Source organism: Microcella pacifica (assembly GCF_009371975.2).
GTDB lineage: Bacteria > Actinomycetota > Actinomycetes > Actinomycetales > Microbacteriaceae > Microcella > Microcella pacifica.
In genome coordinates, this window is the sequence record NZ_VIKT02000001.1 from 16764 (window position 1) to 31723 (window position 14960).

General features: G+C 69.5%; 17 protein-coding genes and 1 other RNA gene. 4 read left to right on the plus strand and 14 right to left on the minus strand.

The window, feature by feature from the left end; genetic code table 11:
* Both FK219_RS00065 and FK219_RS00070 read right to left on the minus strand, forming a co-directional pair.
* Positions 1-225 (minus strand): zf-HC2 domain-containing protein, encoded by a 225-nt coding sequence (locus tag FK219_RS00065; RefSeq protein WP_152581871.1) that lies wholly within the window; start codon positions 223-225, stop codon positions 1-3.
* Entirely contained in the window at positions 222-830 is a 609-nt protein-coding gene (locus tag FK219_RS00070; RefSeq protein ID WP_179873474.1) for a sigma-70 family RNA polymerase sigma factor, read from the minus strand. The genes FK219_RS00065 and FK219_RS00070 overlap by 4 nt, the downstream gene beginning before the upstream one ends.
* A 108-nt stretch (positions 831-938) precedes the next feature.
* Here FK219_RS00070 and aroA point away from each other — a divergent pair, with 108 nt between their 5' ends.
* From aroA to FK219_RS00090, 4 genes are read left to right on the plus strand one after another with little or no spacing between them, the layout of a single operon-like run.
* Positions 939-2348 carry a 3-phosphoshikimate 1-carboxyvinyltransferase gene (gene aroA / locus FK219_RS00075; protein WP_152581873.1) on the plus strand — a complete coding sequence of 470 codons (1410 nt, stop codon included), beginning with the start codon at positions 939-941 and terminating at the stop codon, positions 2346-2348.
* A complete protein-coding gene (gene rsgA, locus FK219_RS00080) occupies positions 2345-3412 on the plus strand; it encodes a ribosome small subunit-dependent GTPase A (protein WP_152581874.1) in 1068 nt (355 codons plus the stop codon). The genes aroA and rsgA overlap by 4 nt, the downstream gene beginning before the upstream one ends.
* Positions 3409-4245 carry a histidinol-phosphatase gene (gene hisN, locus FK219_RS00085; protein ID WP_152581875.1) on the plus strand — a complete coding sequence of 279 codons (837 nt, stop codon included), beginning with the start codon at positions 3409-3411 and terminating at the stop codon, positions 4243-4245. The genes rsgA and hisN overlap by 4 nt, the downstream gene beginning before the upstream one ends.
* 9 nt (positions 4246-4254) lie before the next feature.
* Positions 4255-4779, plus strand: coding sequence for a septum formation family protein (locus FK219_RS00090; protein ID WP_152581876.1), 525 nt, complete (start codon positions 4255-4257; stop codon positions 4777-4779).
* Between the two features lie 39 nt (positions 4780-4818).
* On the opposite strand, the gene FK219_RS00095 is transcribed toward FK219_RS00090, so the two are convergent.
* From FK219_RS00095 to FK219_RS00150, 12 genes are all read right to left on the minus strand, one after another.
* Entirely contained in the window at positions 4819-5790 is a 972-nt protein-coding gene (locus FK219_RS00095; RefSeq protein WP_152581877.1) for an NAD(P)-dependent alcohol dehydrogenase, read from the minus strand.
* Complete coding sequence (locus FK219_RS00100; RefSeq protein ID WP_152581878.1) at positions 5787-6035, minus strand: helix-turn-helix transcriptional regulator; 249 nt, start codon at positions 6033-6035, stop codon at positions 5787-5789. The genes FK219_RS00095 and FK219_RS00100 overlap by 4 nt, the downstream gene beginning before the upstream one ends.
* Positions 6029-6457 (minus strand): hypothetical protein, encoded by a 429-nt coding sequence (locus tag FK219_RS00105; RefSeq protein ID WP_152581879.1) that lies wholly within the window; start codon positions 6455-6457, stop codon positions 6029-6031. The genes FK219_RS00100 and FK219_RS00105 overlap by 7 nt, the downstream gene beginning before the upstream one ends.
* A 128-nt stretch (positions 6458-6585) precedes the next feature.
* Entirely contained in the window at positions 6586-6960 is a 375-nt protein-coding gene (locus FK219_RS00110) for a YccF domain-containing protein (RefSeq protein WP_152581880.1), read from the minus strand.
* 60 nt (positions 6961-7020) lie between these two features.
* Positions 7021-7392, minus strand: a transfer-messenger RNA (tmRNA) gene (gene ssrA / locus FK219_RS00115).
* Positions 7393-7569: 177 nt separating this feature from the next.
* A complete protein-coding gene (locus tag FK219_RS00120; RefSeq protein WP_328821537.1) occupies positions 7570-9060 on the minus strand; it encodes an MFS transporter in 1491 nt (496 codons plus the stop codon).
* Between the two features lie 51 nt (positions 9061-9111).
* Positions 9112-9588, minus strand: coding sequence for an SsrA-binding protein SmpB (gene smpB / locus FK219_RS00125; RefSeq protein ID WP_152582035.1), 477 nt, complete (start codon positions 9586-9588; stop codon positions 9112-9114).
* 89 nt (positions 9589-9677) lie between these two features.
* Complete coding sequence (ftsX, locus tag FK219_RS00130; protein ID WP_152581881.1) at positions 9678-10592, minus strand: permease-like cell division protein FtsX; 915 nt, start codon at positions 10590-10592, stop codon at positions 9678-9680.
* On the minus strand, positions 10589-11371 hold the full coding sequence (gene ftsE, locus FK219_RS00135; RefSeq protein ID WP_152581882.1) for a cell division ATP-binding protein FtsE: 783 nt from the start codon (positions 11369-11371) through the stop codon (positions 10589-10591). Before ftsE ends, ftsX begins: the two co-directional genes overlap by 4 nt.
* 75 nt (positions 11372-11446) lie before the next feature.
* A complete protein-coding gene (gene prfB / locus FK219_RS00140; RefSeq protein WP_152581883.1) occupies positions 11447-12556 on the minus strand; it encodes a peptide chain release factor 2 in 1110 nt (369 codons plus the stop codon).
* A 47-nt stretch (positions 12557-12603) separates the two neighbouring features.
* Complete coding sequence (locus FK219_RS00145; RefSeq protein ID WP_152581884.1) at positions 12604-13485, minus strand: SDR family NAD(P)-dependent oxidoreductase; 882 nt, start codon at positions 13483-13485, stop codon at positions 12604-12606.
* Between the two features lie 89 nt (positions 13486-13574).
* Positions 13575-14942, minus strand: coding sequence for a methyltransferase domain-containing protein (locus FK219_RS00150; protein WP_210416737.1), 1368 nt, complete (start codon positions 14940-14942; stop codon positions 13575-13577).
* Between the last annotated feature and the right edge of the window lie 18 nt (positions 14943-14960).

Genomic DNA, 14960 nt, shown 5'->3' on the forward strand with positions numbered 1-14960 from the left:
TTAGCTCAAGCGCGCCACGATCATCGCCTTGAGGTCGTCGGGGGCGGTCTCCTGACACGCCTCCTTGACCTTGCTGCTGAGGGTGAGCCCCACGAGGTGCTCGGCCGAGCAGTCGTCGCAGTTCGCGAGGTGCTCGCGAATGTCGGCGCACTCGGCGGCACTCAACTCGTTGTGCAGAAACTCCTCGAGCTCTGCCTTGGCCTTGTCGCAACCGCAGTCCGTCATGTCGTGCCCTTTCTCGCGGTGCTCGCCGGAATGGTCGACGCGGTCATGCCGCGCTCGCGGGCATAGTCGGCGAGCAGCTCCCTCAGCAACCGTCGGCCGCGGTGGAGGCGGCTCATGACGGTTCCGACGGGAGTCTTCATGATGTCGGCGATCTCCTGGTACGCGAACCCCTCCACGTCGGCGAGGTACACCGCGAGGCGGAAGTCTTCGGGGATCGATTGCAGAGCATCCTTGACGGCGCTCGACGGCATGCGGTCGATCGCCTCGGCCTCCGCTGATCGCGTGACCGTCGTGGTCGCCGACTCGGCGCCACCGAGCTGCCAGTCCTCAAGCTCGTCGATCGTGCCCTGATAGGGGTCGCGCTGCTTCTTGCGATAGATGTTGATGTAGGTGTTGGTGAGGATCCGGTAGAGCCACGCCTTGATGTTCGTGCCCTGCTCGAACTGCCCGAAAGCAGCGAACGCCTTCACGAAGGTCTCCTGCACGAGGTCGGCCGCATCCGCCGGATTCCGCGTCATACGCATGGCCGCACCGTAGAGCTGATCCATGAGAGGCAGAGCCTGGTCGTGGAACAGCCGTCGTCTCTCGCTCAACTCGTCGCTCATCAGGGCCCACTCTACTGTCGAGGGCCGTGCGGGTGCCTCGAGAAGGCTCGTCGCCATAGAGTGCTCCCTTCGGTGAGTGATCGTGCGGGCCGATACTGTAGGTAACCGATGCAGGTCTTCACCTATTCCAGCCCGCGATTCTCTCCCTACGGCGACGAGGATCGATCCGAGGCCTCCGACGCTCCCCCCGCGGGCGGAGCCTGGCGCGCACCGCGCGCGAGCCACCCCCTGCAGGCGCGACTGAGCCTGCCCGGCTCGAAGAGCCTCACGAATCGCGAGCTCGTGCTCGCCGCCCTCGCCGACGGCACCTCGGTGCTGCGGCGGCCGCTCATCTCGCGCGACTCCGAGCTCATGATCGAGGCACTGCGCTCTCTCGGCGTCGAGATCGAGCGCATCGACGGGGACGGCGGGTTCGGCCCCGACCTGCGCATCACCCCGCCCGACGAGCTGTCGGGCAGCACGACGATCGACTGCGGGCTCGCGGGCACGGTCATGCGCTTCCTCCCCCCTCTCGCCGCGCTGGCGCTCGGCCCCGTGGCCTTCGACGGCGACGAGGCTGCGCGGCGTCGACCCATGCGCGCGACGATCGAGGCCCTGCGGGCTCTCGGAGTCGACGTCAACGACGACGGTCGCGGAGCCCTTCCGTTCAGCCTGTGGGGGTCGGGATCCGTGCAGGGCGGCGAGCTCTCCATCGACGCCTCCGCGTCGAGCCAGTTCGTGTCGGGGCTCCTGCTCGCGGCACCCCGGTTCGAGCGCGGCCTCGTTCTGCGGCACACCGGTGAGCGCCTGCCTTCCCTCCCGCACATCGCCATGACGATCGAGACCCTGCGGCGGCGGGGCGTGCAGGTCGACAACCCTGAGCCGGGGCTGTGGGCCGTGCATCCCGGCCCCATCGCGGCGACCGAGACCGACATCGAACCCGACCTCTCCAACGCCGCGCCCTTCCTCGTCGCCGCCATCGTCGCGGGCGGCACCGTCGCGATCGAGGACTGGCCCGAGTCGACGACCCAGGTGGGCGCCGACCTCGAGCACCTCCTACCCCGATTCGGCGCGCGCGTGCACCGCGAGGGCGGCACTCTCGTGGTCGACGGAGGCGACGGTGTGTGCGGCGGAGCCTCGTTCCCCGGCGTCGACCTCGATCTCTCCACGGGGGGCGAGCTCGCACCCGCGCTCATCGCGCTCGCCGCGCTCGCCTCGAGCCCGAGCACCTTCCGCGGCATCGAGCACCTGCGAGGCCACGAGACGAATCGGCTCGCCGCCCTCGTCGCCGAGATCTCCGCCGTCGGCGGGGAGGCTGTGGAACTCGAGGACGGCGTGGCGGTGACCCCGGCGACCCTGCACGGTGGCCCCTGGCGCGCGTACGAGGATCACCGCATGGCGACGGCGGGTGCCATCGTCGGGCTCGCGGTCGACGACGTCGAGATCGACGACATCGGGACGACGGCGAAGACGCTGCCGCAGTTTCCCGAACTGTGGCAGCGCATGCTGGCCACCAACGGGGGCGATTCCACGCCGTGAGCTGGCTGCCGCCCGACACTGAGGAGCCGTACGAGGAGTACGACGACGTCGACTACCGCGCTCGGCCGAACCCCAAGGCGAACCGGCCGCGCTCGAAGCAGCGGCCCGCCCACGACGACGCCGTCGTCGCGCGCGTCACGACGGTCGACCGAGGCCGCTACACCGTGCTCGTCGACGAGGGCGAGGACGCCGAGCGCACGGTGACCGCGACCCGAGCCCGTGAGCTGCGCAAGCAGTCGATCGTGACGGGAGACCGCGTCGACCTCGTCGGCGACGTCACAGGAGATGAGGGCTCGCTCGCCCGCATCGTGCGCGTGCACGAGCGCCGCACCCTGCTGCGGCGCAGTGCCGACGACACCGACGCCGTCGAGCGCATCATCGTCGCCAACGCCGACCAGCTGCTCATCGTCGTCGCTGCCGCCGACCCGGCGCCGCGACCTCGGCTCGTCGACCGGTACCTCGTCGCGGCCTTCGACGCGGGCATCACGCCGTTGCTCGTCATCACGAAGGTCGACCTCGCCGACCCGAGCGCCTTCCTCGCGCACTTCACCGGCCTCGACCTGCAGGTCGTCACCAGTACCCCCGAGCATCCGCCCGTCGCTGCTCTGCTCGAGAGACTGCGGGGGCGCACGACCGTGGCGGTCGGGCACTCCGGCGTCGGCAAGTCGACGCTCGTCAACGCCCTCGTGCCCGGCGCCGACCGGGCCGTCGGAGTCGTCAACGCCGTCACCGGTCGGGGGCGGCACACGTCCTCCTCGACCGTGTCGCTGCGCCTGCCCGAGGGCGGCTGGATCATCGACACCCCCGGCGTGCGCTCCTTCGGCCTCGGGCACGTCGACCCGGAGAACATCCTGCGCGCGTTCGGCGACCTCGCCGACGTCGCCGCCGCCTGCCCGCGCGGGTGCACGCACCTTCCGGACGCCCCCGACTGCGAGCTCGTCGAGCGAGCCGCGCGCGGGGAGCTCGGTGAGCTCGGGCCGCAACGGCTCGACTCGCTGCAGCGGCTGCTGACGACCCTGCGCTCGCCGCGCGGACGCGGCACCGCCGATAGCCTGGGCGAGTGACCGACACCACTGCACCGCACGACCCCGCACCGAACGACACCGCCGCCGACGACCTCGCCCTCGCCCTGCGCCTCGCCGACGCCGCCGACGCGATCTCGCTGCCGCGCTTCCGCTCCCTCGACCTCGTCGTCTCGACGAAGCCCGACCGCACGCCCGTCACCGACGCCGACCAGGCGGTCGAGAAGGCCATTCGCGACGGGCTCGCCGCGAGCCGCGCCGACGACGGCATCCTGGGTGAGGAGTACGGCACCCACGAGGGACACGGGGCCGGCGCGCACCGCCAGTGGATCATCGACCCCATCGACGGCACGGCGAACTTTCTGCGCGGTGTGCCCATCTGGGGCACGCTCATCGGGCTCGCGATCGACGGCGTGCCCGCCGTCGGCGTCGTGAGCGCACCCGCGCTCGGGCGGCGCTGGTGGGGCGCGCGCGGGCAGGGCGCCTGGGCGCGCGACGCGGCGGATGCGGAGCCCCGGCGCCTGCAGGTCAGCGGCGTGAGCGAGCTCGCCGATGCGCGCTTGAGCTACAACAGCCTGCGCGGCTGGGATGACGAGGGGCGCCTGGATCAGCTGCTCGACCTCACGAGGACGGTGTGGCGGGCGAGCGCCATCGGCGACATGTGGTCGTACATGCTCGTTGCCGAGGGCGCGATCGACATCGCGGGCGAATTCGACCTGCAGCCCTACGACATGGCGGCCCTACAGCCGATCGTCGAGGAGGCGGGCGGCCGCTTCACCTCCCTCGACGGCGAGACCGGCCCGTGGCACGGTAGTGCGCTCGCGACCAACGGCGTGCTGCACGACGACGTGCTCGCGCGCGTGCGTTCTCGGTAGGATCCAGGCATGTCTGCTCAGCGCACGCGCCCTGCCAGCCGCCGACTCCTCGCCGTCGTCCTCGCCCTCACGGCCGGGCTGGCCCTGAGCGGATGCAGCCTGCTCGACGTCTTCACGGCGGGCAACCAGGCCGTGCGCGACAGTGACGGCCAGGTCATCGAGGGCAATGACGAGACCGACGTCTTCTCGCTGCAGGTCGGCGACTGCCTCAACGACGGCGAGATCGGCGACACCGTCACCGCCGTGCCGACCGTGCCGTGCGCCGACCCGCACGACAGCGAGATCTACGCCTCCTACATCCTGGGCGACACCGACTTCCCCGGCATCGACACGATCGTGCAGGAGGCCGACGCGGCCTGCCTCGCGGGCTACACCGAGTTCATCGGCATCGACTATCTCGAGTCGCGCTACGACTTCAGCTACTACCACCCGACGGAGAGCAGCTGGGCGGGCGGCGACCGCGAGATCCTGTGCCTCGTCTACGACCCCTCGGGCGAGCCCCTCACGGGCACCCTCGAGGGGGCAGGCGAGTAGCGTCCCGGTAGCCACAGAACCCACCGGTAGCCGCGGCCGCTAGACCGTCAGGACGAGCTTGCCGGCCACGGCGCGCTCGGCCATGAGCCGCAGAGCCTCGGGCGCATCCTCGAGGGTGAGCACGCGGTCGACGGGCGCGCGGAGGCGACCGCTCGCAAGGTCGTCGAGCAGCACGGCGATGTCTGGCCCGTTCTCGCGCTGCACGACGCTCGTGAGCCGGTGCCGCACCCAGGGGCTCTGCAGCGAGGCGAACAGCTGACGCTGGAGCCCGTCCAGCATGGGCCCGCCCGCCCCGTCGGCGCCCACGATCACGAGAGTGCCGCGCGGCGACAGCGCGCGACGCAGCACCGAGAGCGGGCGGCCGTCGGCCGTGTCGATGACGACGTCATGCGCGCCCCACTGCGCGGGGTCGGGCGTCACGCGGTAGTCGATCGTGCGCTCGGCGCCGAGCTCGCGAGCGAGGGCAGACTTCGCGGGGCTCACGACCGCCGTCACGTGCGCTCCCCTCATCGTGGCGAGCTGGGTGAGGAACGACCCCACTCCCCCGCCGGCGCCGATCACGAGCACGCGCTGGCCGGCCTCGACGCGCGCGACGTCGCGCACGGTCTGCAGCGCGGTGCTCGCCGAGATCGGCAGCGTCGCGGCATCGATGCTCGAGACAGAATCCGGGATGCGCGCCACGCGGTCGGCGCGCGCGACCACGAGTTCGGCGAACGCCGCGGAGGCCGCGCCGGCCACACGGTCGCCGACCGCGAGCCCCTCGACGCCCTCGCCGAGGTGCTCGACGACTCCCGCGAAAGCGAGGCCGATGACGGGCTGCCGCGGGGTGCGCTGGCCGACGACGGGGCGCAGCACTCGCGGCTCTCCAGTCAGGATGTGCAGCGTTCCCGAGTCCGGGCTCACCGCCTCGACGCGCACGCGCACCTGGCCGCGACCGGGGTCGGGCACGGGCCGCTGCTCGACGCTCAGGCGCTCGGGGCCCCCGTAGCCGCGCTGGACGACCGCCCTCATCGTGCACCCCCCGAGGCGGAAGCCGCCGACTCGGCGGGGTACTGGAAGACCTCGTCGAGCGGCACACCGAAGACGTTCGCGATCTGGAAGGCGAGCTCGAGCGAGGGCGAGTACTTGCCCTGCTCGATCGCGATGATCGTCTGCCGCGTGACGCCCACGGCCTCGGCGAGCTGCGCTTGCGTGAGCTCGCCGTGCGCGAACCGCAAGGCGCGGATGGCGTTGGTCACCTTCGTGGGCTTCACCATGCGGGCACGCCCCCGCGGTAGAGCGCGACCTTCGTGACGCCCTCGAGAATGCCGGCGAGGATGAACCCCAGGAAGATCGCGTGGGCGATCCAGAAGTAGTCGGCCTCGAGCATGGCGAGCACGAGCGCGGCGAGCGCCCCCAGGATGAGGAGGCCGCGGGAGGTGAACTCGGCACGTGCGCTGATCTGCTTGTCACGGATATCGGTCTGCGTGCCGTCGCGATGCGTGGCGATCGAGACGAGGATCGTCACGATGATGACCGCGACGATCCCGGCGCCGATGCTCCACAGCATCGCGTCGACGTAGGGGGTCTGCTCGAGCGGACCGCCCGCGGCGCGCGTGAGCAGCACCGAGAGGTACACGATGAACGTGATGATGCCGACGATGAGGCCGACCCACGCTCCCTTTTCTTCGTACGCCATGAGGCGCTCCTTCACTGAGGGGGAATGTCAGGTTTTCTTGACACTCCGACAGTAAAGGATGTTCGACACCGTGTCAAGGTTTCTTGACACGCGCCGGGCTTTCGTGATGCAGCTCGCCAGCTCGAAGCTCAGTCGATGTCGACGATGCGCTTGCCGAGGGGCAGCAGCGCCACGGGCACCATCTTGATGTTCGCGATCGCGAAGGGAATGCCGATGATCGTGATCGCGAGCGGGATAGCCGTGATGATGTGGCCCAGCGCGACCCACCAGCCGGCGAGCACCACCCAGATGATGTTGCCGATGAGCGCCCAGAAGCCTGAGGTCGGGGTCTCGACGACGCGCTTGCCGAACGGCCACAGCGAGTAGACGCCGATGCGGGCGGCGGCGATACCCCACGGGATCGTGACGATGAGCACGAACATGATGACCGCCGCGAGCATCCAGCCGAGGAACAACCAGAAGCCGGAGAGTACGAGCCAGATGACGTTGAGAAGGGTGCGCATGCGCACAGTCTGACATCGCGCGGCGCGAGCAGAGCATCCTCAGCGCGTGACAGCGGCCGGTGGTGGAGATGGGGGGAATTGAACCCCCGTCCACTGCTGTGATTCGAAGTCTTCTACGGGCGTAGTCTGCGGAAAGCGTTCTACTCGGCTCCGACCTTTGTCGCAGACACCTAGGTCGACGAGCCCAGCCTCAGTGAAAGTCCCACGTGCTCCTGAGACGCAGGCACGCAGCAAGTCTCCTCAATGACGCCAGCGACCGGGGCGGAGACGTACCCGGGCTGACGGACTATCTACTCTGCCTTAGGCGGCGAGAGCGAAGTCGGTGCGCTTGGAATCGGCACCTGTTGGTTACAGAGATCGTTAACGAGATAACTCTGCATCCTCGACCCGCTTCTCTTCGTCTCGCAGGCAATGTCGAAACCGATCATCCCCGTGCGTCACTCCGAGCACCCGAGGGTGCCGAGAGAGGGTCGCTGTCACGCGCTGTGGAGTTGAGAACGTGCGGCCGGTCACCCGGCGCACTCGAACGCCGTTGCCGACGTAGCCCTTCAGTATACGGGATGCTCGGGGCAGGAGCCAGACTGGTGCGTCGACTCTGCCCCGCGCCGGCTAGGTCGTGCGCGCGTCCTGGAGCGTGTGCATGGCACCCACGCTCCGCGCGCGCAGGTCGGCCAGGGCGAATGCGAGCGCGATGGCGATGAAGCCGAGGATGACGAGAGCGGCGTGCAGGTAGGCGTCCTGGTAGACGACGATCTCGGTCTCGGTTCCCGTCTCGGCGTAGACCGTCACGTAGAAGGCCGCGGTCGCCGCCGCGAGGCCGACAGCCGTGCCGACCCTCTGCCCCACCTGCTGAATCGAGCCCGCGACACCGCCCGACGTGACCGGAATGTCGGCGAGGGCCAGTGTCTGGTTCGGTGCGATGACGGCGCCGCCGCCCGTGCCCGCGATGCCCATGGCGATCGCGACCGCCCACGGCACGGCGGCGGCCGGCAGGACGAGAACGGAGACGAGCACGAGGCCGAAGCCGACGAAGACGATGGCGAGGCCCGTGACGACGAGCCCGCGACCGTAACGCTCGACGACGCGGCCAGAGTAGAACGAGCTGAGCGCCATCATGAGCGCGAAGGGGATCGTCACCATGCCCGCGAAGACCGCGGCAAGACCCTGCCCGAGCTGCAGGAAGAGGGTCAGGGTGAGGAACATCGCCGGCATAGCAGCGAAGTACGCGACAGCGAGGAGGGTGCCGTTGCGGTAGCTCGTCACGCGGAAGAGGGCGAAATCGACGATGGCCGAGCGGCCGGATCGCGCGTAGCGCCGCTCCCACCACACGAAGGCGGCACCCGAGAGGGCGAAGACGGCCAGCCATGCCCACCGGGCGGGATCGTCGTCGGGGCCGCCGGTCGTCAGCACGAACGGCAGCATGAGGCTGAGCACGGCGACGCCCAGAAGGGCCGTGCCGACGAGGTCGAGGTCGCGCGAGCCGCTGCTCGCCGGCTGCGTGCGCGGCAGGAGCTTGTAGGCGAAGGGGAAGAGCCCGATGACGAGCGGCACGTTCATCCAGAAGATGAGCCGCCACCCGAGGTCGTCACCGCCGAGGTCGACGAAGAGCCCGCCCAGGGTCGGCCCGAAAGCCGTCGAGAGCCCGATGACGGCCCCGAAGACACCGAAGGCTCGCCCGCGCGCCGGCCCCTGGAAGAGCTGCTGGATGAGGCCGAGCACCTGCGGCATGAGGAGACCGGCGGCGACGCCCTGCAGGATGCGCGAGCCCGCGAGCACCTCCACGGTGGGCGCGACCGCGCACAGGAGGCTCGCGATGAGGAAGACGACGAGGCCGAAGAGGAACATGCGGCGACGCGAATGCTGATCGCCGTAGCGGCCTGCTGGCACGAGGACGACGCCGAACGCGAGGATGTACCCGGCGATGATGATCTGGATCTCGGTCGGGCCCGCGCCGAAGGCATCCTCGATCGCCGGCACCCCCACGTTGACCTTCGAGAGGTCGAGGATCGTGAGAGAGGCGACCGACACCGCGACGGCGAAGGCCCTCCAGCGAGTGCGATCATCCATCTGGGGTTCTGCTGCGCGCGCGTCGTTCGTCACGAGGGTTCAGCCTACGCTCGCCCGACTGGAAGCCGGTGCCAGCGCGGTGCGCTACTCGCCGCGAATGTTGCGCAGTCGCATGGCGCGCTCGGCCTCGCGCTTGTCCTGCTTCTCGCGCAGCGCATGCCGCTTGTCGTACTCGCGCTTGCCCTTGGCCACCGCGAGCTCGACCTTCGCGCGGCCGTCGCTGAAGTAGATGCTCAGCGGCACGAGCGTATAGCCGCCCTCCTGCGTCTTCTGGCTGATCTTGATGATCTGCGCCTTGTGCAGCAGCATCTTGCGCTTGCGGCGGGGCGGGTGGTTGGTCCACGTGCCCTGCGTGTACTCGGGAATGTGCACGGCGTCGAGCCACGCCTCACCGCCGTCGATGAAGCCGTAGCCGTCGACGAGGCTCGCGCGGCCCATGCGCAAGGACTTGACCTCGGTGCCGCTCAGCACGAGACCGGCCTCGTAGGTGTCCTCGATCGTGTAGTCGTGGCGCGCCTTGCGGTTGGTCGCGACAACCTTCCTGCCCTCTTCCTTCGGCACGTCGCTCACCTCCCGTTCACGCCCGATGCGGATGCTCACCGCGCGTATCGCGGCAGCCCTCCAGCATACCCGCGCCGGTGCGGATTCGATCAGACGCGCAAGTATCGCGTGATCGCGACGTTCGCCGAGACCGCGGCAAGCAGCGCTCCGGCCACGAGCAGCACGGGCGCGACGAGCAGCGCCTCATCGAGACCGACGAGCGAGGTGAGCGGCAGCGCCTCCGTCAGGTAGCCCTGCACGAAGAACTCCACGATCGCGATGATCGCGACCCCCGCGAGCGCCGAGCCGATGAGCGCGGCGACGACGCCCTCGAGGATGAACGGCGTCTGGATGAAGCGGTTGGAGGCGCCGACGAGTCGCATGATGCCGAGTTCCCGGCGGCGCGAGAACGCGCTGAGCCGGATCGTCGTGGCGATGAGCAGAACGGCGGCGACGAGCATGAGCGCCGCGATGCCGACCGCCGTGATGCTCGAGGCGTTGAGCATGTCGAAGACGCCGTCGAGGTACGCCCGCTCGTCCTCGATGCTCTCGACGCCCGCGAGGCCGCCCAGGGCATCGACGAGAATCTGGCTCTGGTCGACATCGACGAGGTCGACCCAGAAGGCGGGGGGCAGGAACTCCGGCGAGACGAGCTCGGCGGCGGCGGTGCCCGCGAACTGGTCCTGGAAGTTGGCGTACGCCTCCTCCTGCGTCTCGAAGTAGTAGGTGTCGATGAACGGCGCGAGCGTCGCGGACTCCAGCTGCGCCTCCACCTGGGCGATCTGCTCGGGCGTCGCGGCCTGCTGCTCGCACCCGCCGATCGTCGCGAACTCCGTGCACAGGTATACGGCGACCTGAGCGCGGTCGAACCAGTACGACTTCATCTCGGTGATCTGCATCTGCAGCAGCATCGCCGCGCCGACGAAGGTGAGCGAGATGAACGTCACGAGCACGACGGAGACGACCATGGAGAGGTTGCGGCGCAACCCCTGGCCGACCTCGCTGAGAACGAGACCGAGCCTCATCGCGGCTCACCTGCCGTCGACGAGCCGACGGTCGTGGCGCCCGCGGGGGCGCCCGAGCCGGGCATCCCGAAATTCTGCGACAGGATCGGATTCGCCTGCGTCTGGTAGCCGCCGCCGCGCTCGTCGCGCACGATGCGGCCGCCGATGACCTCGATGACGCGACGCTGCAGGCGGTCGACGATGCCCGCGTCGTGCGTGGCCATGATGACGGTCGTGCCGTTGGCATTGATGCGCTCGAGCAGGGTCATGATGCCCGCGCTCGTCGCCGGGTCGAGGTTGCCGGTCGGCTCGTCGGCGAGCATGATCGCGGGCTTGTTGACGAGGGCGCGCGCAATGGCGACACGCTGTTGCTCTCCACCGGAGAGCTCGTGCGGAAACCGCCCCTCCTTGCCCTCGAGGCCGACGGTGCGCAGGGCGTCGGGCACGGCCTCGTGGATGAAGCCCTTGCTCTTGCCGATGACCTGCAGCGTGAAGGCGACGTTGGCGAAGACGGTCTTGTTGGGCAGTAGCCGGAAGTCTTGGAACACGACGCCGAGATTGCGGCGGAAGTACGGAACCTTGCGGCTCGAGATCGCGCCGAGGTCTTGCCCGAGCACGTGGATGGACCCGCTCGTCGGCTTCTCCTCCTTGAGCACGAGGCGCAGGAAGGTCGACTTGCCCGAGCCGGAGGCGCCCACGAGGAACACGAACTCACCGCTGAGAATCTCGAGGCTGACGCCGTTGAGCGCCGGTCGAGCCGTCCCGCGGTACACCTTGGTGACCTCTTCGAAGCGAATCATCGCGATCAGAGTATGCGGGCGCCCCAGCGACGCCGCGGTGCGACACCCTGCCGCGTTGCTTTTCTCAGCCGGTGCTTACTCCACGGGCGCGCGCTTGCGCCACTTGATGCCGGCCGCGATGAAGCCGTCGAGATCGCCGTCGAAGACCGCCGAGGGGTTGTTGACCTCGTACTCCGTGCGCAGATCTTTGACCATCTGGTACGGCGCGAGCACGTAGGAGCGCATCTGGTCGCCCCAGCTCGCCGTGATCGTGCCGGCCAGCTCCTTCTTCGTGGCCGCCTCCTGCTCCTTCTGCAGGATGAGCAGGCGCGACTGCAGCACGCGCATGGCCGCGGCACGGTTCTGGATCTGGCTCTTCTCGTTCTGCATCGAGACGACGAGACCGGTCGGCAAGTGGGTGATACGCACGGCCGAGTCGGTCGTGTTGACCGACTGCCCTCCCGGGCCGGAGGAGCGGAACACGTCGACCCGGATGTCCGTCTCGGGCACCTCGATCGCCGCACTCTCCTCGAGCAGCGGAATGACCTCGACCGCGGCGAAGCTCGTCTGCCGCTTGCCCGCCGCGCCGAAGGGCGACATGCGCACGAGGCGGTGCGTACCCGCCTCGACACTGAGGGTGCCGAAGGCGTGGGGCGCATCCACCTCGAAGGTTGCGGACTTGATGCCCGCCTCCTCCGCGTAGGAGATATCCATGACGGTCGTCGAGTAGTCGTGCTGCTCGGCCCAGCGCAGGTACATGCGCAGCAGCATGTCGGCGAAGTCTGCGGCGTCGACGCCGCCCGCCCCCGCGCGGATCGTGACGACGGCCGGGCGCGCGTCGTACTCGCCGTCAAGGAGGGTGCGCACCTCCATCTCGCCGAGGGTCTTCTCGATCGCCGTGAGCTCGGCGGCGCACTCGGCCGCGGCGTCCTCGTCGTCGGCCTCCTTCGCCATCTCGATGAGCACGTCGAGGTCGTCGAGGCGCTGCTGCAGGGCCTCGATGCGCTCGAGCTCGGTCTGGCGGTGGCTGAGGTCGCTCGTGACTTTCTGCGCGTGCGACGTGTCGTCCCAGAGGTCGGGGGCAGAGGCCTGCTCGCTCAGCGCGGCGATCTCTGACTGCAGCCGGTCGACGTCGACGACGGCACGGATGTCGGCAAAGGTGCTGCGGGCGGCGCCGATGCGCTCAGAGAAGTCAACGTCGATCATGTCTGCCCCAGCCTATCGCCGAGCTGGTGAGCCCCGTGCGGCGGCCTCTATCGCGACCCGCTATGCGTGGTGGCCGCCGTCGGGGCCGAGCCGCCCTCCGCCGCCGAGCCGGCGGCCGGCGCCGACTCGGCCGTCTCGAGCGGCATCTGCGCGGCCATCGCGACGGCCGGGTGAGCACCCGTCGGCGGCGTGGCCTCATCGGCCTTGACCATCTGACTGCTCGCGGCAGGCACCTCGCTGAACGCCGTCGACGGCAGATCCTTCTCGTCTCCCACGATCGCCTCGACGATGCGCTGCGCGACGGCCGCCGGCTCCAGGCCGGTCGGGAACTTCGGCGTCTCGCCCGCGATCGGGTGGCGCGAGAGCTCGGTCTCCGTGTGGCCGGGGCGCGCATCGATGACGCGGATGCCCGACCGGCGCACCTCGCGGGCGGCGACCTGCACGTACGCGGCGAGGGCAGACTTGACGGCCGAGTAGGCGCCGATGCCGTTGGTGGGGTGCTCGCTCACCACTCCGCTGAGCGTGAGCACGAAGGGCTCGCGGCCCTGCTCGGCACTGTCGCGCAGGGAGGGGAGGGCGGCCCTGAGCATCCTCATAGGGGCGAGGGCGTTGATCTCCCACAGCGCCTCGATCGTGTCGTCGGCCGTATCGGCGAGCGCGCCGAAGGCGACCGCGCCCGCGGCGTTGACGATGCCGTCGAGCTGGCCGTGCGCCGTGACGGCCGTCGCCACGAGGGTGCGTGCGGCGCCCGGGTCGGTGAGGTCGGCGGGCACGAGCTGGCCGGGAATGCCGAGCGCTTCGAGGTCGGTCATCGAGCGCGCACTGAGGGTGAGGTGCGCGCCGGCGTCGGCGAGCTGGCGGGCCAGGTGGCGTCCGAGGCCGCCCGTCGCTCCGACGACGAGGATGGAGGATCCCTGCAGAGTGGTCATAGTCGAAGGGTATGGCGACTCACTGGGAGCACGCAGACAACACTCAGACAGTGCGGTGAGTGCGGGGCAGGCTCAGTGTTCTTGAGATATCAGTGCTGCTGCATCTGCTCGATGTACTCGCGGATCGTCGGGACGCCTTCGAGCTTGGCGCGAAAGAACGTGTTGACGAGGTTGATGACGTGCGCGCGCGCGGCCTCGAGGTCGCTCGAGCGCCGCTCGCCCGCATCCTGGTCTTCGAGCGTTCGGCGCAGGGTCATGAGGGCAGCGACGATCTCCGCCTCTTCCTCGCCTTCGAGCTCGGCGATGACCTGCATGATGAGGGCGTCGGCCTGGTCGCGCACGGCATCGATGGGGATGCTCGTACCCGGCTGGGTGGCGTTGTCGAGCGTCGAGAGGAGCGACCAGACCTGATAGAGGATCGTCGCCGGCTCGTCGAAGAGCTCGCGCACGTAGGCGGCATCCACGTGGCGGCCGGAGAGCCGGAAGATGTTGTACATGCGCTTGGCGGCCTTGCCGTAGTTGACCTGCTTCGTGAGGTACTTGCGCACCTCGCTCTCGAGCCGCTCGACGTACTCGTCGAGCGCGTCGTCGCTCACGAACTTCGCGACCTTCGCGAAGGTCGGCATGGCGTCGGCGTCGAGGTAGACCTCCTGGAAGTAGGCATCGAGGTAGCCGTCGAGGGGCACGATCTCGCCGTCGGGCGCCTCCCACGTGACGTCGATGACATTGCTCGCGTTGGAGAGCGCCTTGCGCTCGGGGTCGGCCACGACCCAATCGAGCTTGCACCAGCCGGGGTCGAGCGCGGCCTCGTGCCAGGTGAGCGTGCGGGTCGTGCCGTCGGCGAGGTCGAGCTGGATGCTCTGCGCCTCCACCTCCACGGGAGTCCACGTGATCGGCGTGCCCTTCTTGCGCGACTGGCCGCCGTGCTCGCAGTTCTCGGGGTAGTTGCCGAGCTTGGCTTCGAGGAACTGGAAGGGGTCGCCGGTCGCCGTGCGGCGAGCAGCGTCGCGCATGAGGTCGGCCATGATGCGGCACGCCTCCTCGCGCGTGTCTGCCTTGATGTTGAGCCGCTGGAAGTAGTCGCAATCGCCGGGGAAGGACTGGATCTTCGACTGCGCGGCCGAGCCGCTCAGGGCAAGGGCGCTCTCGGCGACCGCGGGCGGGCCCGTGACCTCGACGATCGCGCCGATGCGGCGGAACCGTTCGAGGTCGCGCGGCGTGAAGTCGAGCATGCTCACGCGGTGGCCGAAGGTGCCGCTCTCGTGAGAGACGATGTGGTCGTCGCTCGCGGCGTCGGCGGCGATGGCGGCGAGCCACTGCAGCGCGCCCTCTTCGTCGAGCTGAACACCGAGGCGCTGGGCCGACTCGATGATGCTGGCCAGGTCGTCGTCAGGCGCGTTGCCGGGGTACTGACCGGTGTCGGGAGTGGGGGCGTCGGCGGGGGCTGCGGAGCTCATCGGTGAGACCTCTCGGGT